The 24105-nt window shown below is 66.0% G+C and carries 22 protein-coding genes; 13 read left to right on the forward strand and 9 right to left on the reverse strand.

The genetic code is table 11. From position 1 onward, the window contains the following. Positions 1–53: 53 nt before the first annotated feature. Both ACFSC3_RS15830 and ACFSC3_RS15835 read left to right on the forward strand, forming a co-directional pair. Complete coding sequence (locus ACFSC3_RS15830; protein WP_380941391.1) at positions 54–1043, forward strand: aspartate carbamoyltransferase catalytic subunit; 990 nt, start codon at positions 54–56, stop codon at positions 1041–1043. Then, positions 1040–2230: a dihydroorotase gene (locus ACFSC3_RS15835; protein ID WP_380941392.1), complete on the forward strand. Its 1191-nt coding sequence runs from the start codon at positions 1040–1042 to the stop codon at positions 2228–2230. Before ACFSC3_RS15830 ends, ACFSC3_RS15835 begins: the two co-directional genes overlap by 4 nt. Before the next feature lie 49 nt (positions 2231–2279). Here the strand turns inward: ACFSC3_RS15835 and ACFSC3_RS15840 are convergent, their stop codons facing one another. The 3 genes from ACFSC3_RS15840 to ACFSC3_RS15850 are packed head-to-tail and all read right to left on the reverse strand — an operon-like array spanning position 2280 to position 4866. Continuing rightward, a complete protein-coding gene (locus tag ACFSC3_RS15840) occupies positions 2280–3626 on the reverse strand; it encodes a tetratricopeptide repeat protein (protein ID WP_380941393.1) in 1347 nt (448 codons plus the stop codon). Next, a complete protein-coding gene (locus ACFSC3_RS15845) occupies positions 3623–4144 on the reverse strand; it encodes a hypothetical protein (protein WP_380941394.1) in 522 nt (173 codons plus the stop codon). The genes ACFSC3_RS15840 and ACFSC3_RS15845 overlap by 4 nt, the downstream gene beginning before the upstream one ends. Positions 4145–4155: 11 nt before the next feature. Then, entirely contained in the window at positions 4156–4866 is a 711-nt protein-coding gene (locus ACFSC3_RS15850) for an AAA family ATPase (RefSeq protein WP_380941395.1), read from the reverse strand. A 221-nt stretch (positions 4867–5087) separates the two neighbouring features. On the opposite strand from ACFSC3_RS15850, the gene ACFSC3_RS15855 reads away from it, so the two are divergent. After that, the gene (locus ACFSC3_RS15855) at positions 5088–5459 is read left to right on the forward strand and encodes a hypothetical protein (protein ID WP_380941396.1); all 372 of its coding nucleotides are present in this window, start codon (positions 5088–5090) and stop codon (positions 5457–5459) included. Between the two features lie 3 nt (positions 5460–5462). On the opposite strand, the gene ACFSC3_RS15860 is transcribed toward ACFSC3_RS15855, so the two are convergent. Then, complete coding sequence (locus ACFSC3_RS15860) at positions 5463–5861, reverse strand: hypothetical protein (protein WP_380941397.1); 399 nt, start codon at positions 5859–5861, stop codon at positions 5463–5465. Then, positions 5858–6742 (reverse strand): phosphoserine phosphatase SerB, encoded by an 885-nt coding sequence (serB, locus tag ACFSC3_RS15865; RefSeq protein WP_380941398.1) that lies wholly within the window; start codon positions 6740–6742, stop codon positions 5858–5860. Before serB ends, ACFSC3_RS15860 begins: the two co-directional genes overlap by 4 nt. Before the next feature lie 131 nt (positions 6743–6873). Here serB and miaA point away from each other — a divergent pair, with 131 nt between their 5' ends. The 6 genes from miaA to ACFSC3_RS15895 all read left to right on the forward strand — a co-directional run bounded on the left by miaA (position 6874) and on the right by ACFSC3_RS15895 (position 13254). Next, a complete protein-coding gene (miaA, locus tag ACFSC3_RS15870; protein ID WP_380941399.1) occupies positions 6874–7794 on the forward strand; it encodes a tRNA (adenosine(37)-N6)-dimethylallyltransferase MiaA in 921 nt (306 codons plus the stop codon). An 83-nt stretch (positions 7795–7877) separates the two neighbouring features. Then, the gene (locus ACFSC3_RS15875) at positions 7878–9626 is read left to right on the forward strand and encodes an acetolactate synthase 3 large subunit (RefSeq protein WP_380941400.1); all 1749 of its coding nucleotides are present in this window, start codon (positions 7878–7880) and stop codon (positions 9624–9626) included. 210 nt (positions 9627–9836) lie between these two features. Then, positions 9837–10352 (forward strand): acetolactate synthase small subunit, encoded by a 516-nt coding sequence (ilvN, locus tag ACFSC3_RS15880; protein ID WP_380941401.1) that lies wholly within the window; start codon positions 9837–9839, stop codon positions 10350–10352. A 174-nt stretch (positions 10353–10526) separates the two neighbouring features. Beyond that, positions 10527–11546, forward strand: a complete 1020-nt coding sequence (ilvC, locus tag ACFSC3_RS15885) for a ketol-acid reductoisomerase (protein WP_380941402.1) — start codon at positions 10527–10529, stop codon at positions 11544–11546. Positions 11547–11757: 211 nt separating this feature from the next. Next, the gene (locus ACFSC3_RS15890) at positions 11758–12519 is read left to right on the forward strand and encodes a hypothetical protein (protein ID WP_380941403.1); all 762 of its coding nucleotides are present in this window, start codon (positions 11758–11760) and stop codon (positions 12517–12519) included. A gap of 90 nt (positions 12520–12609) precedes the next feature. Then, entirely contained in the window at positions 12610–13254 is a 645-nt protein-coding gene (locus ACFSC3_RS15895; protein WP_380941404.1) for a YceI family protein, read from the forward strand. A gap of 151 nt (positions 13255–13405) precedes the next feature. Here ACFSC3_RS15895 and ACFSC3_RS15900 read toward each other — a convergent pair whose 3' ends face one another. Continuing rightward, positions 13406–13804, reverse strand: coding sequence for a BLUF domain-containing protein (locus tag ACFSC3_RS15900; protein ID WP_380941405.1), 399 nt, complete (start codon positions 13802–13804; stop codon positions 13406–13408). A 324-nt stretch (positions 13805–14128) separates the two neighbouring features. On the opposite strand from ACFSC3_RS15900, the gene leuA reads away from it, so the two are divergent. Beyond that, a complete protein-coding gene (gene leuA / locus ACFSC3_RS15905) occupies positions 14129–15790 on the forward strand; it encodes a 2-isopropylmalate synthase (RefSeq protein ID WP_380941406.1) in 1662 nt (553 codons plus the stop codon). A 110-nt stretch (positions 15791–15900) separates the two neighbouring features. On the opposite strand, the gene ACFSC3_RS15910 is transcribed toward leuA, so the two are convergent. Together ACFSC3_RS15910 and folE are read right to left on the reverse strand one after the other, a co-directional pair. Then, complete coding sequence (locus ACFSC3_RS15910) at positions 15901–16767, reverse strand: phosphotransferase family protein (RefSeq protein WP_380941407.1); 867 nt, start codon at positions 16765–16767, stop codon at positions 15901–15903. Further along, the gene (folE, locus tag ACFSC3_RS15915) at positions 16764–17390 is read right to left on the reverse strand and encodes a GTP cyclohydrolase I FolE (protein WP_380941408.1); all 627 of its coding nucleotides are present in this window, start codon (positions 17388–17390) and stop codon (positions 16764–16766) included. The genes ACFSC3_RS15910 and folE overlap by 4 nt, the downstream gene beginning before the upstream one ends. 218 nt (positions 17391–17608) lie before the next feature. Between folE and ACFSC3_RS15920 the strand changes: the two genes are divergently transcribed. From ACFSC3_RS15920 to ACFSC3_RS15930, 3 genes are all read left to right on the forward strand, one after another. Further along, entirely contained in the window at positions 17609–20200 is a 2592-nt protein-coding gene (locus tag ACFSC3_RS15920; protein ID WP_380941409.1) for a TonB-dependent receptor, read from the forward strand. A 109-nt stretch (positions 20201–20309) separates the two neighbouring features. Beyond that, on the forward strand, positions 20310–20531 hold the full coding sequence (locus ACFSC3_RS15925; protein ID WP_380941410.1) for a hypervirulence associated TUDOR domain-containing protein: 222 nt from the start codon (positions 20310–20312) through the stop codon (positions 20529–20531). A 44-nt stretch (positions 20532–20575) separates the two neighbouring features. Continuing rightward, positions 20576–20848, forward strand: coding sequence for an SWIB/MDM2 domain-containing protein (locus ACFSC3_RS15930; RefSeq protein ID WP_380941411.1), 273 nt, complete (start codon positions 20576–20578; stop codon positions 20846–20848). A 159-nt stretch (positions 20849–21007) separates the two neighbouring features. Here the strand turns inward: ACFSC3_RS15930 and ACFSC3_RS15935 are convergent, their stop codons facing one another. Further along, on the reverse strand, positions 21008–23869 hold the full coding sequence (locus ACFSC3_RS15935) for a cadherin domain-containing protein (RefSeq protein WP_380941412.1): 2862 nt from the start codon (positions 23867–23869) through the stop codon (positions 21008–21010). Positions 23870–24105: the final 236 nt, after the last annotated feature.

Below are 24105 nucleotides of genomic sequence, written 5' to 3' on the forward strand. Positions count from 1 at the left end.
GGGGCGGATTGGCGATTGCCCCCTTTCCAGACGCGCATTAGGCAGCGGTTTTAATGTCGAGTCCCTTGCATCACCGCCACGCCTACCCGCCGGGACGGGCGGCGTTCCCGCATCGCCACCTGACCGGCATCGCCGGATTGCAGCCCCATGAGATCCTGTTCCTGCTCGACGAGGCAGAGGGCTGGATCGAAGCCAATCGAACGCGAGCGAAGGGCGACGGCCGCCTGGCCGGCATCACCCAGATCAACGCCTTCTTCGAAAACTCGACACGCACACTGCTGAGCTTCGAGATCGCGGGCAAGCGACTGGGGGCGGACGTCGTGAACATGCACGCGGCGCAGTCGAGCGTGAAGAAGGGCGAGACGCTGATCGACACCGCGGTGACGCTCAACGCCATGCGCGCCGATGTGATCGTCATCCGGCATATGTCGAGCGGCGCGGTGCGGCTGATCGCGGAAAAGGTTGACTGCCCCGTACTGAATGCCGGCGACGGGCGGCACGAGCATCCGACCCAGGCGCTGCTTGACGCGCTGACCATCCGCCGTCGGCGTGGCGCGGTCGAGGGTCAGCGGGTCGTCATCTGCGGCGACGTACTGCACAGCCGGGTTGCGCGGTCGAACATCCTGGCGCTGACCGCGCTCGCTGCCGAGGTTCGCGTCTGCGCGCCCTCCACGCTGATGCCGCCGGCGATCGAGGAGTTCGGCGTCACCGCCTTCACCGACTTCGACGCCGCGCTGGAGGGTGCCGATGTCGTGATGATGCTGCGTGTCCAGAACGAGCGCATGTCGGGCGGTTTCATCCCGTCGAGCCGGGAGTATCACCTCCGCTACGGCCTGACCGCCGAGCGGCTGGCGCGGGCGAAGGCGGACGCGCTGGTGATGCATCCCGGACCGATGAACCGCGGGGTGGAGATCACGTCGGAGGTCGCGGATCACCCGACCCGATCCGCCATCACCGAACAGGTCGAGATGGGGGTCGCTGTCCGCATGGCATGTCTCGACGTGCTGACGCGCAAGTCGCGCGGTGTGGAGGGCTGGGCATGAGCGCTATCCGCTTCACCAACGCGCGCATCGTCTGTCCGGCAGGCGGCATCCGCGACGGCGAGTTGCTGGTCGAGGGCGATACGATCGTCGAGACGCTGTCGGGCGAGGCAGAGACGATCGACTGCCGCGGCAATACGCTGGCGCCGGCGATCATCGACGTCGCCGCCTTCGCCGCGGACAAGGCCGCGTGCCGTCGCGGCGGGATCGCGCGGGTCGCCTTGATGCCCGACCAGTCGCCGGTGCTGGACGACCCCGGCATCGTCCGCCGTGCGGCGACGATGGGCAAGCCTGAACTCTGGATCCACCCGCTGGCCGCCGCGACCAAGGGGCTGGAGGGGCGAGATCTGGCCGAAATGGCGATCATCGCCGGTGCCGGCGCGCGCGCGGTGGCGACCGGACGGCGGTGGATCGCCGATTCGGGCATCATGCGCAAAGTGCTGGCCTATGCCGGTGATTGCGGGCTGACCGTCATTACGCATGCCGAGGATGCCGGGCTGACCGGCGATGCGGTTGCGACCGACGGACTGACCGCGACATTGCTCGGTCTGCCATCCGCTCCCGCCATTGCGGAGGCGCTGGCGATCGCGCGCGACATTATGCTGGCGGAAGAGACCGGCGCGCGGCTGCACATACGACAGGTGACGACACGCCAGGGCCTGGATCTGGTCCGCGCCGCCAAGCGACGCGGCGTCGCCGTCACCTGCGGCATCACGCCTGCACATCTGATGCTGAGCGATATCGCGGCGAACGACTTCCGCACCTATGCCCATCTCTCCCCCCCGCTCCGCTGCGAGGCGGACCGGCAGGCCTGTGTCGCGGCGGTGCAGGACGGGACGATCGACGTGATCGGATCGGGTCACGACCCGCGCGGCCCAGAGGAAAAGCGACTGCCGTTCGCCGATTCGGCGTCCGGCGCGGCAGGGGCGACGACGTTGCTGGCGCTGGCGCTCCGTATGGAATTGCCGATGGACCGCCTGTTCGCGCTGCTGGCGGCCAACCCGGCGCGGGTGCTGGGGCTCGATGGCGGCACACTGGAGGCGGGAAAGCCTGCCGACCTGATCCTGTTCGATCCCGGCGCGCCCTGGCAGATTTCGGAAAGCCGGGACGGGAATACGCCGTTCGATGGTCTGCCGGTTCAGGGCAAGGTGTTGCGGCTGTTCAAGGGCGGCAACGAGATCGTCGGCTGAGGACCTCCCACGTCATCCCCGTGACGGCGGGGACAACGATGGGTGCGGGTCAGCGCATCGCGAGGGCGACACTCCCCGCCGGCTTGACCCAGGCGGCGGTCGCATCGCCCGCCCCGATGCGGACGAAGCAGCCCGCCCCGCCGGTCCGGACCTTGCGACACAGCGCGTTGGCATCGGCGCGAGCGAACCCACCGACGGCAAGGCGATAATATTGCTTGCCGCCGTTCGCGATCTGCGCGCCGCTTGGGGCATGTCCGCCGAGCGCCGGGATACGGTGCGTCAGACGAGCCCAGGCCGCCTTGGCGACACCGGCATTCTCATAGGCGCCGAGCTGGACGTAGAAATCGCCTTTGTTCGGCGTCCACGCCGTCATCGTCGCGGGCTTTGCCGGCACTGGCGGCATCGATCCGAACTTCACGGCGCGGAGGCGCGGCGTCGTTGGCAGCTTCATCAGCACGCCCGTCGGGATCGGCTGGACGATCTCGCGGCGCGGAGCGAAGCTGATCGTGGCGGCTGCGCGCCCTGCCCCGGTTACTGGCGCTGCTCCCGCAACCGGCGCCGACGTGGTCTTGAGGGGCGAAGGCTCCGAAACCAGCGCTGCCGCCGCGATCGCGACCGAGGACGACTGCGGCAGGCCTTCGGCGGCCGGAATCGCCTGCGCGGCCGCGGCATAGCTCGGGGCGGTCGCATTCAGTGCCAGGCGTTGGGGCTGGCCGCCATCCTCCACCGGGACGACGCCCAGCAGCGCCGCGACCTGGTCGGCCGCACCGGTCGGGCGCGCGAAAGCGGCCCATTGCTCCATGCGCGCATCGACGTCGGCCGGCGACATGTCGAAGGACGCGACCGCCTTCGCCTCGTTCCAACGCCCGGCCAGCGCCAGGCTGAGCGCCAGATTCTGGCGCGTCTTCGCATCCGATTGCGGGCCGCGTGCAGCCTGGGTCAGGACGGCGATCGCCGTGACCGGATCGCCGGCCAGCGCATAGGCGAGGCCACGGTCGGCCGCGCCGATCTCATTCTCATGCGCCGTCAGCGTCGTGCGGGCGACGTCCCACTGGCCGATCCCGATCTGCGCCAGCGCCAGATGGAGCGCCGCGGTCCCGTTCGCCGGATCGAGCGACAGGGCATCAGAGAGCGCACTGACCGCGGAGGGGAAGCGCCCGGCCGCGAGATACGCCTTGCCGAGTAAGGTGCGATAGCCCGCGTTGCGCGGGTCGAGCGCGACCGCGGCCTCGGCACCGGCGACGGCCTTTGCCACCTTGCGCTTGTCGAGCGCCTTTTGCGCGTCCCTCGCCTGCGACGCAGCGCGACGTTCTCCGCCGGCGTCCCCGGCGGCGACCCCGCCGGCCAACGGTACGCTCGTCAGTAGCGCGGCGGCAATCAGAGTGCGCTTGGTCATGACTTCCCCTTCGGAGCGGTATCGGCGGTCAGCTGTTGAGCCAGGCCATCGACCTCTGGCAGGGTCGCGAGAAACGCGTCGAGCGCCTGGACGACGAGCTGCTGTGACGACCGATTGCGACTGGCCGACGCCAGACGCAGACGCAGGTGACGATCCGAATCGAGGCGCAGCGTGAACGCGGCCTTGCCCTTGGCGGTCATCGGTGTGGCCGCGACCCTAGAAACGTCGGCGGGAGGAGCGACCGGGGCCGGCGCCTCGACTTCCTCGCGCAGCGATTCGCGCTCCACCAGCACCGGCGGCACGACCGCGACCGGCGGTGCGACCGGAGCGGCCTCGGGCGTGATCGCAATCACGGGCGCCGGCCGGAAAGCCTCCTCACCCATGTCGTTCCAGCCAAGGTCGTCGAGCGTCGTGCCACCCCCGTGGAAGCCCTGCGGACGCATCGCCGGGCGCGCCTGGCCCTTGCGGGCGAGCAGGCCGGACGACAGCGATGCGGTCGGCTTGTTCGATCCGAACATTTCGCCTCCCCTCAGCTCACCACGCGGCGGCCGAAGCCGGCGGCGGGGCGTTGCACCGGATAGCCGATCGTATTCGGCGCGGCGAAGACGGTGCGGCGGAAGTTCTTTTCCAGTCGGTCGGAGATATAGCCCCACAGCGCCTCGACCTCCGCGGCCGATTTGCCGCGCGGATCGATTTCCATGACCGTACGGCCGTCGATCATCGACCCGGCGAAATCGGTACGATGGTGGATCGTCACCGGCGCCACGGTACCGTGCTGCGACAGCGCGACGGCAGCCTCGCTGGTGATACGTGCCTTGGGGGTTGCGCCATTGACGACGAAGATCAGCGGCTTGCCGGCGCGGTCGCACAGGTCGACCGTTGCGCCGACCGCGCGCAGATCGTGCGGCGACGGACGCGTCGGGATGACGATCAGTTCGGCCACCGCGATGACGCTCTGGATCGCCATCGTGATCGCCGGCGGCGTGTCGATGACGGCCAGCTTGAAGCCCTGCTGCCGCAATACGTCCAGGTCCGCGGCCAGGCGCGCGACAGTGGTCTGGGCAAAGGCCGGGAATTCGGTCTGCCGTTCGTTCCACCAATCGCTCAGCGACCCTTGCGGATCGATATCGATGAGGACGACGGGACCGGCGCCCGCCCGTTGAGCCTGCACGGCAAGGTGCCCGGACAGGGTCGTCTTCCCCGATCCGCCCTTCTGCGATGCCATCGCCAATACGCGCATTGCCACCCTTTGCGTTTGTTACGCCAACGGGGATGACACACGCTGTCTCAAGAAGGGGTTAACGGTGACCGGCGTCCCGGCTGAAGTTAGCGAGGCAACATGTTGCACCCGCAGGCAGAAAGTGCAGGCGTCCGCAGACGAGCCGCACGCGCCCGATAACCTTTCCTTCAGAGCCGCCGACTAAACTCGCTGGAGACGAAAGGACGGGGCGAGGATGACCGGTGTATAGCATTACCGTAGAGCCGGAATGCCAGCTCATGCGGATCGCGGTTTCGGGTTTCTGGCCCAGCGAAATCCTTCCGGGCTATATCGCCGAACTCCATCGCCAGACAGAGGGGCTGAAACCCTTTGGCGGGTGTCGCCGGATACTGGTCGACATGTCGGACTATCCGATCCAGTCGCAGGAGGTCGCCCAGGCGCACGCTCGGATCATCGCGTACGGAAAGGACGCGCTCCGTGCCGCTACCGCGGTCGTGATGACCAGCCCGTTGTCCAAATTGCAGGCCAAGCGCATGGCGAACCTGGCCGGACATGAGCTGTTCGACGAGGAAGCGGGTGCGCGCGCGTGGTTGCTTGCGCAGCCGGACCTCTGACGATCAGGGTCTGCTCTCTTCGTATCGGTCCAGGCAGTGGATCGCATCTTCGCGGTTGGAAAAGAAGGCGAACTGGTCCTGCCCCGCCGTCAGCCGCCGCAGCTGCATCAGCGACATCACGGACGAAAACGCGACCGCGACCATTGCGGCGACCCCGGCTTCCTCTGTCGCGAATCTACCGAACACCGGTGTCAGGATCGCCGACAGGATCGACAGACCGGTCATGTCAGCCAGAACGATGACGCGATCGTCAGTTACCCCCGCAGCTCTCATCCGTCGCAGGTCGGCGTGCAGATCCGTGCGGAAGCGATCGGCGACCGACGTGGTCCACATCCCGCGGAAGGTGATTTCCAGGCGGCAGCGCTCAGGCCACGCCTGAATATCATAATATTCGTCATTCACGACGTTTCGACCCATTCCGACCGCGGAATTCCCTGCGCCCACAACAGCGCAGTCAGGTCGTTATGATCGATCCTGACGCCAGCAGCCGCCGCAACGATCGGCTTGGCGTGATATGCAACGCCCAACCCTGCCACTTGGATCATTTGAAGATCGTTCGCCCCATCGCCGACCGCGAGCGCCTGTGCCGCGACCAGCCCACGCGCGGCCACCGCACGGGTCAATTCAGCCTGTTTCGTACCGGAATCGACGATCGGTCGTTCGACCGCGCCGGTCAGTTGGCCGTTCGCCACCACCAGGCGGTTGGCGACGACCCGGTCGAAACCGATCTCCGCCCCCACCGGCTCGGCAAAGCGGGTGAAGCCGCCCGAGACGAGTACGCCGTAAGCCCCGCGCGCCTTCATCGTGCGCACCAGGGTCTTCGCGCCGGGCATCAGCGTGACGCGTTCGGCGAGGCACCGGTCGATCGCCCCTTCGTCCAGGCCCGCTAGCAACGCGACCCGCGCATCGAGCGCGCCGGCGAAATCGAGTTCGCCGCGCATCGCGCGTTCGGTGATCTCGGCGATCTGCGGCTTGATCCCGGCATAGTCGGCGAGTTCGTCGATGCACTCGACCGTGATCATCGTCGAATCCATATCGGCGACGATCAGCGCCTTTGCCCGCCCCTCGCTCGGCTGTACGACGATGTCGGTGTGCGCGAACGCCCCTTCCAGCGCAGTACGGGCCGCGTCGGGCGAAAGCGCGATGGCGATGTCGGCGGCGTCGCCCTCGTCGATCCACCCCCAGGCGGCCGGCGCGCACCCGTGTGCCGCCAGCCGATCCTGCGCAGTGGATATGTCGCCGGTGGACAGCCGCCCCGGCGCGATCAACGTGACCGTGAACATCGCGACTCCAGAAATGCTTCCGCGCGCCAGACTCGCGCTTGTCGGAAGATCGTTCTTCTTCTTTATGGCGCCATGAAGAGATGGATGGCGCTTAGACACGCTCAGGACGAACGGGGGGTTTGGTGGTGGTGGTGAAACCCCGACTTGCTATCATCGCAGGCCCGACGGCCGGCGGCAAGACCGCTATTGCACTGGCTCTGGCCGAACGTCACGGCGGTACCGTCATCAATGCCGATGCGAGCCAGGTCTATGCCGACCTGCGCATCCTCTCCGCCCGCCCCAGCGTGGAGGAAGAATTGCGCGCCCCGCACAGGCTGTTCGGCCATGTCGATGGCGCCGACACCGGCTATTCCGCGGCGCGCTGGGCGGCCGAGGCGACAGAGGCGATCGATCAGGTCCATGCAAACGGGGGCCTGCCGATCCTCGTGGGCGGAACCGGCCTGTACCTGCGCACCCTGATCGACGGCATCGCGCCGGTGCCCGAGATCGATCCGGCGATCCGCGCCGACGTCCGCAACGCTACGGTCGCCGACAACCATGCCCGGCTGACACGGCACGACCCCGCCGCGGCCGCCCGACTGAACCCCGCCGACACCACCCGCGTCGCGCGTGCGCTGGAGGTGGTGCTGTCGACCGGCCGCCCTCTCGCCGACTGGCAGGCCGAACGTAGCGGCGGGATCGGGGATCGCGTCACGCTGGCGGCCATGATCCTGCTCCCCCCGCGTGACTGGCTGTTCGACCGCTGCGACGCGCGGCTGGACGCGATGTTCGCCAGCGGTGGGATCAGGGAAGTCGAGCATCTGCTGGCGCGCAGCGACGTGCCCGCCGACGCGCCCGTCCGTCGGGCGATCGGGGTGCCGGAGATCGGCGACTGGCTGTCCGGAAAAATCTCCGAAAAAGAAGCGCTTGCCCGCGCTGCCGTCGCCACCTGCCAATACGCCAAGCGCCAGTACACCTGGTTCAGGAACCAGCCACCGAGCGAGTGGCTACGAACCGATGAGACACAAACTGATGCTCTTGGCAGATCAATTGAAACATTATTGCGAATATAAAGGTTGACGCATCACTTTCATGTCGGTAGCAGCCGCGGCGTTCGCATGATATTGCACATGCGAACACCGCGAAGGACCGAGACGTGACCGAGAAGAGTGGAGCCGACATCCTGATCCAGGCGCTGACCGACCTGGGTGTCGAGGTCGTGTTCGGCTATCCGGGCGGCGCGGTCCTGCCGATCTATGACGCGCTGTTCCAGCAGTCGACGATCCGCCACATCCTGGTTCGCCACGAACAGGCGGCGACCCATGCCGCTGAGGGCTATGCCCGCGCCACCGGCAAGCCGGGGGTCGTGCTCGTCACCTCCGGCCCCGGCGCGACCAATGCCGTCACCGGCATCACCGACGCGCTGATGGACTCGATCCCGATGATCGTCATCACCGGGCAGGTTCCGACCGCGCTGATCGGCACCGACGCGTTTCAGGAAGCGGATACGGTCGGCATCACGCGCCACTGCACCAAGCATAATTATCTGGTGAAGGACCCCGCGACGCTGGGCGCGACGATCCACGAGGCGTTCCATATCGCGACCTCCGGCCGTCCCGGCCCGGTCGTCGTGGACATTCCCAAGGACGTCCAGGTCGCGACCGCGCGCTACGAAAAGCCCGGCCCGATCCAGCACAAGACCTATCGCCCGCAGATCGCGCCCGACATGGCGGCGATCGAACAGGCGGTCGACATGCTGGCGGCGGCCGAACGCCCGGTGTTCTACACCGGCGGCGGCGTCATCAATGCCGGTCCCGATGCATCGCGGATGCTGCGCGAACTGGCCGAGATCACCGGCGCGCCGGTCACGTCGACGCTGATGGGCCTGGGCGCCTTCCCTGCCTCCTCACCGCAGTGGCTGGGGATGCTGGGGATGCACGGCACGTACGAAGCCAATTACGCGATGAACAAGGCCGATCTGGTCATCGCGATCGGATCGCGGTTCGACGACCGCGTGACCGGGCGGCTGGACGCGTTCAGCCCGAACAGCCGCAAGGTGCATATCGATATCGACCGGTCGAGCGTGAACAAGACCGTGCGCATCGACCTGCCCATCATCGCCGATGCCGGCGCCGCGCTCGCCGCGATGCTGGAGGTCTGGGCGGCGCGTGGCCATCCGAAGCCTGACACGACCGAATGGTGGAACCGGATCGAGGGCTGGCGCCAGGCCAAGTGTCTCGACTTTCCCGAAGGCGACGGGACCGAGATCATGCCGCAGCGCGCGATCCGTGCGCTGTACGAAGCGACCAAGGCCCGCGCGCCGATCGTCTCGACCGAGGTCGGCCAGCACCAGATGTGGGCCGCACAGCACTTCGGGTTCGAGGCGCCGAACAAGTGGCTGACCTCCGGCGGACTTGGCACAATGGGCTATGGCCTGCCCGCCGCGATTGGCGCGCAGCTCGGCAATCGGGACGCCCTGTGCATCGACATCGCCGGCGAAGCGTCGATCCAGATGAACATTCAGGAACTGGCGACGGCGACCCAATATCGCCTGCCGGTCAAGATCTTCATCCTGAACAACGAATATATGGGCATGGTCCGCCAGTGGCAGGAGCTGACGTACCAGTCGCGCTATTCGGAAAGCTATTCGGACGCGCTGCCCGACTTCGTGAAGCTGGCCGAGGCCTATGGCTGGAAGGGCATCCGCATCGAGACGATGGGCGAACTGGACGACGGCATCGCCGCGATGCTCGACCATGACGGGCCGGTGATGGTCGATTGCCGCGTCGCGAAACTCGCCAACTGCTTCCCGATGATCCCGAGCGGCGCGGCACATACCGAGATGCTGCTGCAGGCGGCGGAAGTCTCGGGCGAGATGGACGACGAGGCGAAGGCCTTGGTGTAAAAATCCTCCCCGGCACGGGGAGGGGGACCAAGCGAAGCTTGGTGGAGGGGGACCTCCGCGAGCACAGCGCCAGCGGCACACCCCCTCCACCACGCCGCTTACGCGTCGAGTGGCAGGTCGATCATGCCACCGGCATGATCTTGAATTGCCGGGGGCAATACAACCTGACACTCCCCCTCCCCGCCAGCGGGGAGGATCTGAGAGATTGAAATGCACATCAAATCCGAAGCCACCGAACGCCACACTTTGGCGGTCATCGTCGACAACGAACCCGGCATCCTCGCCCGGATCGCCGGCCTGTTCACCGCGCGCGGCTATAATATCGAGAGCCTGACCGTGTCCGAAGTGACCGAGGACAAGGCGGTCAGCCGGATCACCATCGTCACCTCGGCCAGCGCGCACGTGCTCGAACAGATCGTGGCGCAGCTCGACCGGCTGGTCCCCGTTCACAAGGTCCGCGACCTGACAGCCGAGGGGCAGCATGTCGAACGCGAGCTGGCGCTGGTGAAGGTTGCCGGCAGCGGCGATCACCGGATCGAGGCGCTCCGTCTGGCCGACGTCTACCGCGCCCGCGTGGTCGACGCGACGACGTCCAGCTTCGTGTTCGAAGTCACCGGCGGTCGCGACAAGATCGACAAGTTCGTCGAGCTGATGGGCGAAGTCGGCCTGGTCGAAGTCGCCCGCACCGGCATCGTCGCCATCGCGCGGGGCCGCGAGGGGGCGTAAGTTTCAACCCCTCTCCCATTGGGAGAGGGAGGGGCCCGCTGCCGAAGGCAGCGGAAGGGTGAGGGCAGCCGCCCGCCATGCCCCACACCACCCTCACCAACTCCGGCTAGGCGGCACAGCCGCCAAGCCTTCGTATCCTCTCCCACCGGGAGAGGGAGCTAAAGGGACCATCCAATGCGTGTCTATTACGATCGCGACGCCGATCTGAACCTGATCTCGAACAAGAAGATCGCCATCCTGGGCTATGGCTCGCAGGGTCATGCCCACGCGCAGAACCTGCGCGATTCGGGCGTGAAGGACGTCGCGATCGCGTTGCGCGACGGCTCGCCGACCGCGAAGAAGGCCGAAGGCGCCGGCTTCAAGGTCATGAACAACAAGGACGCGGCCGCCTGGGCCGACATCCTGATGATCCTGGCGCCCGACGAGCATCAGGCGGCGATCTATGCCGAGGATCTGCATGCCAACCTGAAGCCGGGCAGCACCATCGCGTTCGCCCATGGCCTGAACGTCCACTTCGGCCTGATCGAACCGCGCAACGATATCGACGTGATCATGATCGCGCCCAAGGGGCCCGGCCACACCGTGCGCAGCGAATACGTCAAGGGCGGCGGCGTGCCCTGCCTGGTCGCGATCCATCAGGACAAGTCGGGCAACGCCCACGACATCGCACTCGCCTATGCCTCGGGCGTCGGCGGCGGCCGGTCGGGCATCATCGAGACGAACTTCCGCGAGGAGTGCGAAACCGACCTGTTCGGCGAGCAGGCAGTGCTGTGCGGCGGCATCACCCACCTGATCCAGGCCGGGTTCGAGACGCTGGTCGAGGCTGGCTACGCCCCCGAAATGGCCTATTTCGAGTGCCTCCACGAAACCAAGCTGATCGTCGACCTGCTGTATGAGGGCGGCATCGCCAACATGCGCTATTCGATCAGCAACACCGCCGAATATGGCGACATCGTCACGGGTCCGCGGATCATCACCGACGAGACGAAGAAGGAAATGAAGCGCGTGCTCGCCGACATCCAGTCGGGCCGCTTCGTGAAGAACTTCGTCCTCGACAACCGCGCCGGCCAGCCGGAGCTGAAGGCCGCCCGCAAGCTGGCTGAAGCGCATCCGATCGAGAAGACCGGCAGCGAACTGCGCGCGATGATGCCGTGGATCGGGGCGAATAAGTTGGTCGACAAGGCCAAGAATTAACGGAGTTACTTCGCACTTGCCGGCCGACCGGCCGGCCCGGCTGAGCCGGCCCATAGGGCCCGGCTTGGCCGGGTCCGACGGGCCGGCGGGTGGATCGCAGCCGATGGCGCCACCCGACACCCTCGCGCCGGTCAGGGTACATTTGGGGATCGAGCACCCGCCCGCCATCCCCCGATTGCCGTCCCGCCAGACCTGAGCTACCGCGCCGCCAATGCCCGCGTCGTACCGTATCTCCGCCTACGACGCCCGCCCGCCGCTTCGCGAACGTCTGGCGGCGTCCGGCCTGTCGCTGGCGATCATCGCCGCGCTGGTCCTGGCCTTGCTCTGGGCGACCACGGCGCAGTTCGTCGACATGGGCGATAGCGGCAATCCGCTGTCCACGTTCGACGTGACCCCGCCCAGCGTGCAGAAAAGCGCGACAAAATCCGAACCCCGCCCGGCCCAGCCGCAGCCTGAGCGGCAGACGACGCCGCCCCCGCCGTCCGAGCGCCCCCCTCCGCCGCCGCCCGTACCCGTCGCCGTCCCGCGCGATCCGAGCATGATCGTACTGACCCGCGACGATTTCGCCGCGTCGGACATCGGCAAGCTCAAGTCGAAGGCGGCCGAACCCGGCGAAGGCACCGCGACCGCCAAGGCGGGCGGCGGCAAGCCCGTCTATGGCCCGAGCGAGGCGCCCGGCGGCCGCACGCTCTATGCCGCCGACTGGTACCGCGAGCCGACCCGCGCCGAGCTTGCCCCCTTCCTGCCGCCCAACGCGACCGAAGGCTGGGGCATGATCGCCTGTCAGACGACGGACCGCTACCGCGTCGAGAATTGCCGTGAGCTCGGCGAGACCCCGGGTTCGGGCATCGCCCGCGGCCTGCGGCGCGCGGCGTGGCAGTTCCTGGTCGTGCCGCCATCGGTCGATGGCAAGCCGCAACTGGGCGTCTGGGTGCGCATCCGGTTCGACCTGATCCGCGGCGTGGTGCGGTAGCCGCGCAAACGCAGCGTTTCCCAAACGGGGTTTGACGCACGCCCCGCCTGCCCGCACTGTCGCGCGCATCCTAACAGGGAGATTATTTCCATGCGCCTGCCGCTTATCCTGATCGCCGCCACCGCCGTGGTCGCCACCCCGATCGTCGCCCAGCAGGCGATGCAGAAGCCGGGATCGAAGACCCCCGCCGCCATCGCCGCGATCACCGGTGGCACCTACAGCGTCGACCCCAATCACACGCTGATCGGCTGGCGTGTCGATCACCTCGGCTTCAACGATTATTTCGGCATCTTCGGCAGCGTCACCGGAACGCTGACGCTCGACCCGAAGCGTCCGAACGCCTCGAAGGTCGACGTGACGATCCCGGTGTCGAAGGTGACGACCGCCAGCGCCGGTCTGACCGCGCACCTGCTGCGCGCCGGCAAGGACGGCGGCAAGCCCGATTTCTTCGGCCCCGCCCCGGCCGATGCCCGCTTCGTGTCGACCAGCGTCGTCGCGACCGGTCAGCGTGCGAAGATCGCCGGCAATCTGACGCTGAACGGCGTGACCAAGCCGGTGACGCTCGACGCCACTTTCTCAGGCGCGGGCAAGATGCCGGCGCAGATGGGCGGCAAGGAAACGATCGGCTTCCATGCGACGACCGTCATCAAGCGCAGCGACTATGGCGTGTCGATGGCGATCCCGCTGGTGTCGGACGACGTCCGGCTGGACATCACCGCCGCCTTCGAGAAGTGATCCCTAGAACCTGAAGCGATCAGCTTTGATCACTCCCGTTCGCCCTGAGCGAAGTGGAAGGGTAGCCCTCCACTAGGTGCTTCGACTTCGCTCAGCAGGAACGGTGGAACAAAGCTGATCGCAACCAACTCTAGCGCCGGGGCGCGTCCGCTCACGCGGCGCGGCGCGTCTCGGCGAAGCTGGTGAAGGTCGCGCGGACGTTGGCCGATGCGCCGGCGACCATAGTCGACACGCGTTCGACGAAGCGATCGGCATCGGTGCCGGGCGCGCGATAGGCCATCGACCAAGCGCCGAACTCGCGTTCCTCGACGATGCGGTCGGACAGGATGACGATCGCCCGGTGGCGCGGGTCGCCTTCGATTCGCGCCAGCGCGCGGCTCACCGCCGCCGCCTCGCCCTCCAGTGCCTGGAGGAAGCGCTTGCCGTCGAAATACAACAGGCCGGTCACATCGTCGGCCGAATTGTTTCGCTGTGACACCGCGAGGATCGCGTCCGCCGTCGATGCGTCGACCATATTGCTGGCGGTGCTGATATAGAGAATCTGGCGCATCGGTCGTTATCCATGAAGGGCCCCCGCCCGTTGCCGACAGCTTTGCGCAAGCAAGTGTTAAATCGGTGGAAATTGCCGGTTGATCGACATCAGCCACGCGCGATTTTATCTATCGCCTCGGTCGTAACAATTGAAACATTGGACTTCGGCGCGGCATTCGCGGTAGGCGCGCCCCTCGATGACGACGACACGCGCACTCTCGCTGCTTCGACTTACGCGCCCTTAGGCGCGACCGACGGCCGTGCGGGCGACCCGCGGCGACGCGCCTAAGGGCCAGCTTCGACCATAACGACGAACCGCCTTACGCCTGCGAGAGCCGAGTCCATGTTGCGCAATCCATCCGCCAAATACCGCCCCTTCCCGACCGTTGCCCTGCCCGATCGCCAATGGCCGTCGCGCACCATCACCCAGGCGCCACGCTGGCTGTCGACCGACATGCGCGACGGTAACCAGGCGCTGATCGACCCGATGGATGCGGAAAAGAAGGCACGCTTCTTCGACCTGCTCGTCGCAGTCGGGCTGAAGGAGATCGAGGTCGGCTTCCCCAGCGCCGGCGCGACCGAATTCGACTTCATCTCGAGCCTCGTCCGCGACGGCCGCATCCCCGACGACGTGACCGTCCAGGTGCTGACCCAGTCACGCCGCGACCTGATCGAAACCAGCTTCGCCAGCCTCGAAGGCGCGAAGACCGCGATCGTCCACCTCTACAATGCGGTCAGCCCGGCGTGGCGCAAGATCGTCTTCGGCATGACCCCCGCCCAGGTCCGGGAGGTCGCGATCGACGGCGCTAAGGTGCTGCGCGATCAGGCGGCGAAATATCCCGGCACCGACTGGCGGTTCGAATATTCGCCGGAAACCTTCTCGACCGCCGAGCTGGAGGTCAGCCTGGACGTGTGCGAGGCGGTGATGGACGTGCTCCAGCCGACGCCCGACAAGCCGATCATCTTCAACCTGCCAGCGACCGTCGAATGCGCGACGCCTAACGTCTATGCCGACCAGATTGAATGGTTCGGCCGCAACATCCGCAATCGCGACAGCGTGGTCATTTCGCTCCACACCCACAATGACCGCGGCACCGGCGTCGCCGCGACCGAACTGGGGCTGATGGCGGGCGCCGATCGGGTCGAGGGCTGCCTATTCGGCAACGGCGAGCGTACCGGCAACGTCTGCCTGGTTACAGTCGCGCTGAACATGTACACGCAAGGCATTGATCCGGGGCTTGATTTTTCCGACATCGATCGAGTCATCAAGACGGTCGAATATTGCACCCAACTGCCCGTCCATCCGCGCCATCCCTATGGCGGCGACTTGGTGTTCACCGCCTTTTCGGGCAGTCACCAGGACGCGATCAAGAAGGGCTTCGCCGCGCAGGACGCGCGCAACGACGATTTCTGGGAAGTCCCCTATCTGCCGATCGATCCCAAGGACGTCGGCCGCGATTACGAGGCGGTGATCCGCGTCAATTCGCAGTCGGGCAAGGGCGGCGTCGCTTGGGTGATCGAACAGGACAAGGGCCTGAAACTGCCCAAGCGCCTTCAGGCCGATTTCAGCCGCCACGTCCAGGCGATGGCGGACGAAACCAGCCGCGAGCTGGGCGCTGCCGATATCTGGTCGCGGTTCGAGGATACCTATCTTGCCAAGCCCGACGACCGTTTCGCGCTGGTCGATTACGAGGAAAGCGGCACGGCGGGCGACCGCATCTTCGTCGGCCGGGTTCGCGTCGATGGCGAGGATCGCTCGATCTCCGGCCGCGGCAACGGCCTGATCTCCGGCGTGATTGCGGCGCTGGCCGACACAACCGGCCCGACGCTCGACGTGGTCGACTATAGCGAGCACGCGATTGGCCACGGGTCCGATGCGCAGGCTGCCGCCTATGTCGAATGCCGGACGGCCGATGGCGGCACGATATGGGGCGTGGGCATCGACGCCGACGTCGCCACCGCCAGCGTCCGCGCCGTCCTCAGCGCGGCCAATCGGGCGGGGTGAGGAGCGGTGTTCCCGCCTGCGCGGGAACACCGCTCCTTCAACCTCATGCTTCCTCTGTCTTGAAGTATGACCGCCGGAGCACAAGGCGATCTCGATAGTGGGATCAGCTTCTACGCAAGCGTAGGCTGCGCAAACCAGTCGACCGCATAGTCCCGAACCGTCGCGCCATGCGCCGGATGGTCCGCATTGTCTGCAAGCTCGGTCAGCCGCTGCATCCCGATCAGCGTTTCGACCCGCGTGCGGTCGACGACCTGCCCAGTTTGCGCCTCGTATGCCGCGATTACATCGCGTGCCAGATCCCGGGAGACATAGGCCGGCTCGATAAACTCCTCGTGCCGGCCAGCGATCGCGACGTCGCCGAAGTCATAGACCCCGGCCAACCGTCCCGCCTGCGCATCGAACGCGAAATTGCGGCCGTGTGCATCGAGATAGCAAAACCCCTCCCCCAGCGGATCGGCGCCGAGCGCAACGTGGTCGGCAATCATCCGTTCAGCGGTGGCCCGGAGTTCGGATGGGAGCAGCGCGAGCCCTTCTCCGAGATCAACGTCGTCATCCTCATCCTCCGCCTCGACACCGACAGCGGACCAGTCGGCGTCGATCGCATGGAGTTCGGCCAGGAACCGCGCAACATCCTGCGCCAGCGCTGCGCGACGCTCCGCTGACAGCGCGGCATAGGCTTGCGTGGTCAGCGCCCCGCCCAGCAGCATCCGATGCCGGGTAAAGAACGGCGGGCCGTCGATCACGACCATGTCCGGCACCGGTATCGTCAGACCGGATCGCACGATATCGAGAACCGCTGCTTCGCGCCGAAGGGCGTCGAAACCGTCCTCGTCCCGCGGGAACTTGCAGATCCAAGGCCCCAACTCGATCGCGACGCTGTCCCAGCCGCCGTCATGCACGGTGATCGGCATTTCCGCGAGGTCAGGAAAGGCCGCGAATACAGCCCGATGCATCGCAGCCGGATCGGTCAGGATCATCGCATCCCCATCAGTTTCAGGACCTCCGCCCGGCTGCGTTCGTCGTCGCGGAAGACGCCCATCATCCGGCTGGTCACCATGCCGACGCCCGGCGTGCGGACGCCGCGCGCGGTCATGCAGGCGTGGGTGGCTTCGATCACGACGGCGACGCCGCGCGGTTTCAGCCCCTCCCAGATGCAATCGGCGACCTCGGCCGTCAGCCGTTCCTGCACCTGCAACCGCCGGGCGAAGCCGTGAAGCACGCGCGCCAGCTTCGAGATGCCGACAACATGGTCCTGCGGCAGATAGGCGATGTGCGCGCGGCCGATGATCGGGGCCATATGGTGTTCGCAGTGCGACTGGAACGGAATGTCCTTCAGCAGGACGATCTCGTCATAGCCGCCGACTTCCTCGAACACCCGAGACAGATGGACCTTCGGATCCTCGCCATAGCCCTGGCAATATTCCCGCCACGCCCGCGCCACCCGCTTCGGCGTGTCGAGCAGGCCTTCGCGCGTGGGGTCGTCCCCGGCCCAGCGAATCAGGGTCGCGACCGCCGCCGCGACGTCGTCCGGCACCGGAATCTTGGGAGCCGGCGCGACGAGATCGCCGTCGGCCGGGTCGGTTGCGTGATGATCGGTCATTCTATCCCTTCGCCCTTGCGATCCACATTCCGCTACGGCATCCGCGCTTTACGCCAACCTTTTACGGTCGATCGTTTCATCCGGGCAACATCGGCGCAAATCCGCCGATGCCAAGGCCCGCTTTTGTTGACGCGTCGAAACCGCATTCGTTACCTAGTCCAGTAGATTATTCAGCCGGAACGCCAAGGGCGGCCGGTGTCGAAGAGGGGATGCCTGCCATGAAGACCAGCCTGTTCACCGCCTCCGCGCTCGCGTTGATCGCCGCCACGCCTGCGATCGCCCAGACTGCGCCGACCGGCGGCACCGGCGGTGCGCCGGCGAGCGAGCAGGACTATCAGTCCGCCAACGACATCGTCGTGACCGCGACCCGCCGCGACGAGACCGTGCAGGACGTGCCGATCGCGATCACTGCGGTCGCCGGCGACCTGTTGCAGAACGCCAACGTCACCGACGTGCGCGGACTGGAGCAGCTGGCGCCGTCGCTCCAAACGGTCACCGGCCAGTCGAACGCGAACAACACCAATATCTCGATCCGCGGCATCGGCACGTCGGGCGACAACCCCGGCTTCGAACCCGCCGTCGGCATCTTCATCGACGGCGTCTTCCGCAGTCGCGCGGGCATCGCGGTCGCCGAACTGCCCGAAGTCGATCGGGTCGAGATCCTGCGCGGCCCGCAGGGCACGCTGTTCGGTCGCAACACCTCCGCCGGCGCACTCAGCATCTTCACCGCGCAGCCGAAGTTCGATTTCGGCGGCTACGTCGAGGGGACGTACGGCAATTACGACGCCTATTCGGTCAAGGGCGGCATTACCGGGCCGGTGACCGAACAGCTCGCGCTGCGTGTCGATGGCGGCTGGCGCCAGCGTGACGGCTATATCAAGGATGCGAACACACCGGGCCGCGCGATTAACGACCTCGACCGCTGGTACGTCCGCGGCCAGGCGCTGTACGATACCTCGACCTTCAGCTTCCGCCTGATCGGCGACTATTACCGCACCGACGAACAATGCTGCGGCGCCGTCACCGTCGTCCGCGGGCCGACCGCGAACGCGATCGACGCCATCGCCGGACTGTCCGGCCGCGACGGCATCTACAATGGCCCGCCGCAGGACCGGACGATGGCGATCTCGCCCAACCGCAACTATGCCGAGAAGGTCCGCGACTGGGGCGTCTCCGGCGAGCTCAACGCCGACATCGGCGACCTGAAGCTCACGTCGATCACCGCCTATCGCGACTGGAGCGTGCTGCGCGACCAGGACATCGACTTCTCGGGCATCGATCGCGCGTACCGCGACAACTACACGGTCGGCATCAAGGATTTCACCCAGGAAGTCCGCCTCCAGGGCTCGCTGCTCGACGGCAAGCTCGATTTCCTCATCGGCGGTTTCTACCTGAATGAGGACAATCGCCTGTTCGATACGGTCCGCCTTGGCAACGACGCCAACCGCTATGTCGACTTCCTGCTGCGTGGCGCAACGACGAGTGCAGCGCTGCCGACAGGCGCGCAGTTCTTCGGGTCCTTCCCCGCCGCCGGCACCAGCGGCGGCGTGCCGTTGTTCAGCCAGGTGCTGCTCGCCTCCAGCCCGCAGCTTCAGGCCGCTGCCGCCGCCAGCCCGGCACTGTTCGCATACCTCAACACGCCGCTGACCGGGAACACGGCAGGGCAAGGCAACAGCAACAACTATCGCACGAAGACCAACGCCTTCGCCGCCTTCACGCACAACATTATCCGTCTGACCGACCAACTGTCGCTGACGCTCGGCCTGCGCTGGAACCACGAAACCAAGGACTTCACGGCGACGATCCGCAACGACACCGCGGCCTGCGGCTTCTTCAACAGCACCGACCCCCGGGCCGTCACCTATCGCAGTGCGATCCGACAGGCGAATACCGCGCTGTTCAACAACCTGTTCCTGCTGTCGTGCAACCCGGCCGTATCGACTGAGTTCAACGGCAGCTACGCCGACAAGCGGACCGAGAACAAGCTGACCGGTACGGCCAAGCTGGCGTACAAGCTGTCGGACGAAGTGCTGAGCTATGTCAGCTACGACCGCGGCTACAAGTCGGGCGGCTACAACATGGACCAGGCAAGCTTCGACTCGGTCATTCTGGGGGGCAACGGCCCCCAGGCGAGCGATCTTCGCTTCGGCGCGGAGACGGTCGATGCGTATGAGCTGGGCGTCAAGCTAAGCCCGTCGCGCGCCTTTACCTTCAACGCGGCGGCCTTCTACCAGAAGTTCCAGAATCTGCAGAACCTGCTGTTCAGCGGCAACAGCTTCGTCGTCTTCAACATCCCGCGCACGACGAGCAAGGGCGTCGAGGCCGAAGCCGTCATCCAGCCGATCCGCGACTTCAACGTCCGCCTGGGCTACACGTGGCTCGACGCGCGCTATGACGCGTCGAACAACTTCAACGGCACGCTGTTCGCCGGTTCGGAGGGGCAGCGGATCAACAACCAGCCCGAAAATGTCGTGACGGTCGCGACGACGTGGACGCCGCACCTGACCGGCGAATGGCGCGCGCTGCTCCATGCCGACATGCGCTACAATTCGGAAGTGAACGTGCCCTCGGCCTCGCCGAACCCGATCACGGGCCGCACGCCGATCTTCAATCCGGGCTATCCGATCATCAACGCCCGGATCGGCATCCAGAGCGAAGACCGCACCAAGCGTCTGGAATTCTGGGTCGAGAACCTGACCAATCAATATTACAATGTGACGGGCTTCGCGGTGCCCGAACAGACCGGCACCTATGCCGGCTATCCCAGCCAGCCGCGCTTCTACGGCGTGACCGGCCGGTTCGGCTTCTGACGCCTTGCCCCACCGAGGGGGCGGTTTCACCCGCCCCTCTCGACAGCACCGATCCTTTCGGCCATGCAACCATCAGCGCGCCGCGAGATTGTCTCTCCATCGAGTCCGGATGGAGGATGATCAGGTGGCGAAGCAGTTGAAGAAAGGCGACGAGGTAAAGTGGACGTCCCCCGGTGGGACCGCACACGGCAAGGTCGAGAAGAAGGTGACGTCGGACACCTCGATCAAAGGCCATAAAGTGAGCGCGTCGCCGGATGACCCGCAATATATCGTCAAGAGCGACAAGGGCGGCAAGGCGGCGCATAAGCCGTCGGCGCTGACCAAGGAATAACCAGCCAGGCGCCGGCAGGCGTCCGCAACGACAGGAGAACACAAGTGGCAGAAGCGAAGAAAGCGGGTGCGGCTCGCGGTGGCATCTCGAAGCCGGTGACCCCCTCTGAAGAGCTCGCCGCCGTCGTCGGCAAGGGTCCGCTGCCGCGCAGCGAGATCGTTAGCAAGATGTGGGAGCACATCAAGAAGAACAACCTGCAGAACCCGGAAAACAAGCGGGAAATCCTGGCCGACGACAAGCTGAAGAAGGTCTTCGGCAAGGACAAGGTCACGATGTTCGAAATGAACAAGCACATCAGCGGTCACGTGAAGGGCTGACACGCTCTTTCGATTGCCGATAAAAAAAGCCGGCCGCGGAACCCTCCGCGGCCGGCTTTTTTTATGTCTTCAGTAGATGAAACGTAGTGGGATTGCTGACGTGCAGACACCCCTGCCCCGCCACGGCCGCCGAGCGACCGCAGCGGGAGACGTTCTCGATCAGCCGTAGCGGAAGAAGTCGAAACCGACGGCCTGCTCTGCCGACGCTTCGTCGCGAACAAACACGTTCGGGTTCGCGACGCCGACCAACGTGATCAACGATGCCTGTCCGTTACCGTTGTTGAATGAGATGATCAGATCCGACCCACTCGAGCTGAAGCTGTAGCTGGTCGCCGACGAACCACCATTCACACCGCTCACAACGATGCGATCGTCAGACGAGAAGTTTGTGATGGTCGATGTGTTCGCGGACTGAGAATCTTCCGTGTAGGTCACAGCCGAATTCGCCGCATTGTACGACGCAGTTCCCGACAAAGCCGTGGTCGCCGCCGATGCAGCCGGGGCCGATGACCGGAAGAAGTCGAAGCCGAGGGCCGTCTCCGCCGAAATCTCGTTCGTGATCTGCGTGTTGGCAGGCACCACGCCGGTCAGCGAAATCTGCGAAACGACACCGTTCACGTTGGATGAAATAACGAGCGTCGAGCCCTGCGCGCTGAACGTGTAGTTCGACCGCTCGACATCGGTCTGGATGATGTCACCGACACCGAAGTTCGCGATCGTCGAGACGTTGCCCACGGCGGCGCTGTCCGTGAAGAAGGCGTTCCCGACCGCGGCATCGAAATTGGTGTTGCTGCCCGCCGGAATATTGCCGCCGTCCAGACGGATCGGCTCGACGAGGTCGTTGATGTTGAGCGTGACCGCCTGCGACGCGCTGAGCCCGCCCTGGTCGGTCGCAACGACGTTGAAGTTATAGACCGGCTTCGTTTCGAAGTCGGGCGATCCGACCAGCGACACGACACCCGTGGAGCCGTTGATGGTGAAGGCCCCGGCGTCCGCGCCCGAGAGGCTGTAGGTCAGTACCGCGCCCGCGTCGGGATCGGTCGCCGTAGCAGACCCCGGAACGACGGTGCCCGCGGCGACATTCTCGTCAATGCTGACCGTCCGCGCCGCCACCGCGAAACTGGGCGCCTCGTTGACGTTGGTGATCGTGACCGTATTCGCCTGGGTCGTGGCAAGACCGGCCTGGTCGGTAGCGACCAGGTTGAAGGCATAGGACGATTTCGCCTCGAAGTTCGGCGATGCGACGAACGTCACCGCGCCCGTCGCCGCATTGACCGCGAATGCCGAGGCGTCGGTGCCCGACAGCGAATAGGTGACGGTGTTGCCGACGTCCTGGTCGGTCGCGCCGCCCGCGGTGAACAGCGCGGTCCCGGCCGCGACATTTTCTGCCACGGTCGTCGCCCGCGTTGCCGAGGTGAAGGTCGGCGCTTCGTTGACGTTGGTGACGTTAAGCGTGACCGTCTGCGTCGTGGACAGCGAGCCGTCCGAGGCGGTGACGGTGAACGAATAGCTCGGCTTCGTCTCGAAGTCGGCCGGCGCGCGCAGCGACACGGCACCGTTCGCCGCGACCGCGAAGGCAGCGGCATCCGTGCCGCCCAGCGTGTAGGTCAGTGTCGTGTTCGCGTCCGGATCGGTCGCCGTCGCGGTATAGACCGGCGTCGCGATTGCGGTGTTCTCGACCACGGTCGCCGTTGCGGTGGCAGCGGCAAAGGTCGGCGCTTCGTTGACGTTGGTGATCGTCAGCGTGTTCGCCTGCGAAGTCGAACCACCATTCTGATCGGTCGCGACCAAGTTGAACGAATAGCTCGGCTTCGCTTCGAAGTCGGGCGATCCGACCAGCGTCACCGCACCCGTCGTCGCATTGACGCGCAACGCCGCGGCATCGGTGCCGGTCAGCGAATAGGTGATCGTGCTGTTCGGATCCTGATCGGTCGCACCGCCGGCTGCATAAAGTACGAAGCCGGCTGCAGTGTTTTCCGCCAGCGTCGTCGTCCGCGCGGTCGACGTGAAGGCGGGCGGATCATTGGCGTCGGTCACGTTGACCGTCACCGTCTGGCTGGTGGTGAACTGGCCGTCCGACGCGGTGATGACGAAGCTGTAGCTCGACTTCGTCTCGAAATCGGCCGGCGCGCGCAGCGTGACGACACCCGCCGTCGAGACGGCGAACGCCGCCGCGTCCGTACCGCTCAGCGTATAGGTTAGCGTCGTGTTCGCATCCGGATCGGTCGCGGTCGAGGTGTAGACCGCCGTCGTGATCGGCGTGTTCTCGACGACCGTCGCGGTCGCGGTCGCGTTGGCGAAGCTCGGGGCTTCGTTCACGTTGGTGACGTTGATCGTGATCGCCTGCGACGCGGACGCCGCCGGCGTCGTTCCGCTCGCCTCGACGCTGGCGGTGACGGTGATATTGTAGACCGGCTTCGCCTCGAAATTCGGCGAAGTGACGAAGCGGACTTCACCCGTCGTCGCGTTGATCGTGAACGCCGACGCATCGGCCCCGCCGAGCGTATAGGTGATCGCGCCCGACGTGCTCGACGAGGCAGCGGCGTTCACGTCCAGCACGGGCGCATTGTTCGCGCCTACCGCCGAATTCTCGGCGATCGATGCGCTCGCGGACGACGAGAAAGTCACCGAATTGGTCGGCTCTGACTTGCCCGACAGCGCGAGCGCCAGGCCGCCACCGGCGAGCAGGACGCCGCCGACGATGTAAAGCGTGGAACTCCCCCCGCCGCTCGCCGCCGCTCCGGCCGTCGTCGTCGGTTCGGCCTGTGCGGCCGGCGCCGACGTTGCGACAGGTTCGGCGGTCTGAGCGACCATCGCGATCGGCGCCGGCGCGACGACGGCGGCGACCGTCTCCGTCACGACCGTCGTCTCGGTGGTTTCCGCACCCTTGGCGGCGGCCTTGTCGGCAGCAGCGACGTCAGCGTCGGCAGCCGGAACGACCGGGGTCGCGGCGGCCACGGCCTTTGCAGCGGCGGCACCGGGTACGACGGCGGTGTTCGCTTGAGAGATACGCTTCGTCATGAGAACCCCTTATGGACGCATAGAGACAGACGCGGGTGCGCCCGAACTGTGTTTGGTGGAGATGATTGACGGAAAGCCCGACGGTTGCAAGCGAGGATTAAGCGCCTCTACGGTAAAAAATCCGCAGATTTCCGAGACTTTTCGTGGAACTTTTCTACGTGCCGCAACACAGTCTCGGTGGGCATCTGCATGCGGCGCTGCATGGCGTGAGCCATCATGATGCGATGACGGTATCA

It is taken from the genome of Sphingomonas floccifaciens (assembly GCF_042681125.1).
GTDB lineage: Bacteria > Pseudomonadota > Alphaproteobacteria > Sphingomonadales > Sphingomonadaceae > Sphingomonas > Sphingomonas floccifaciens.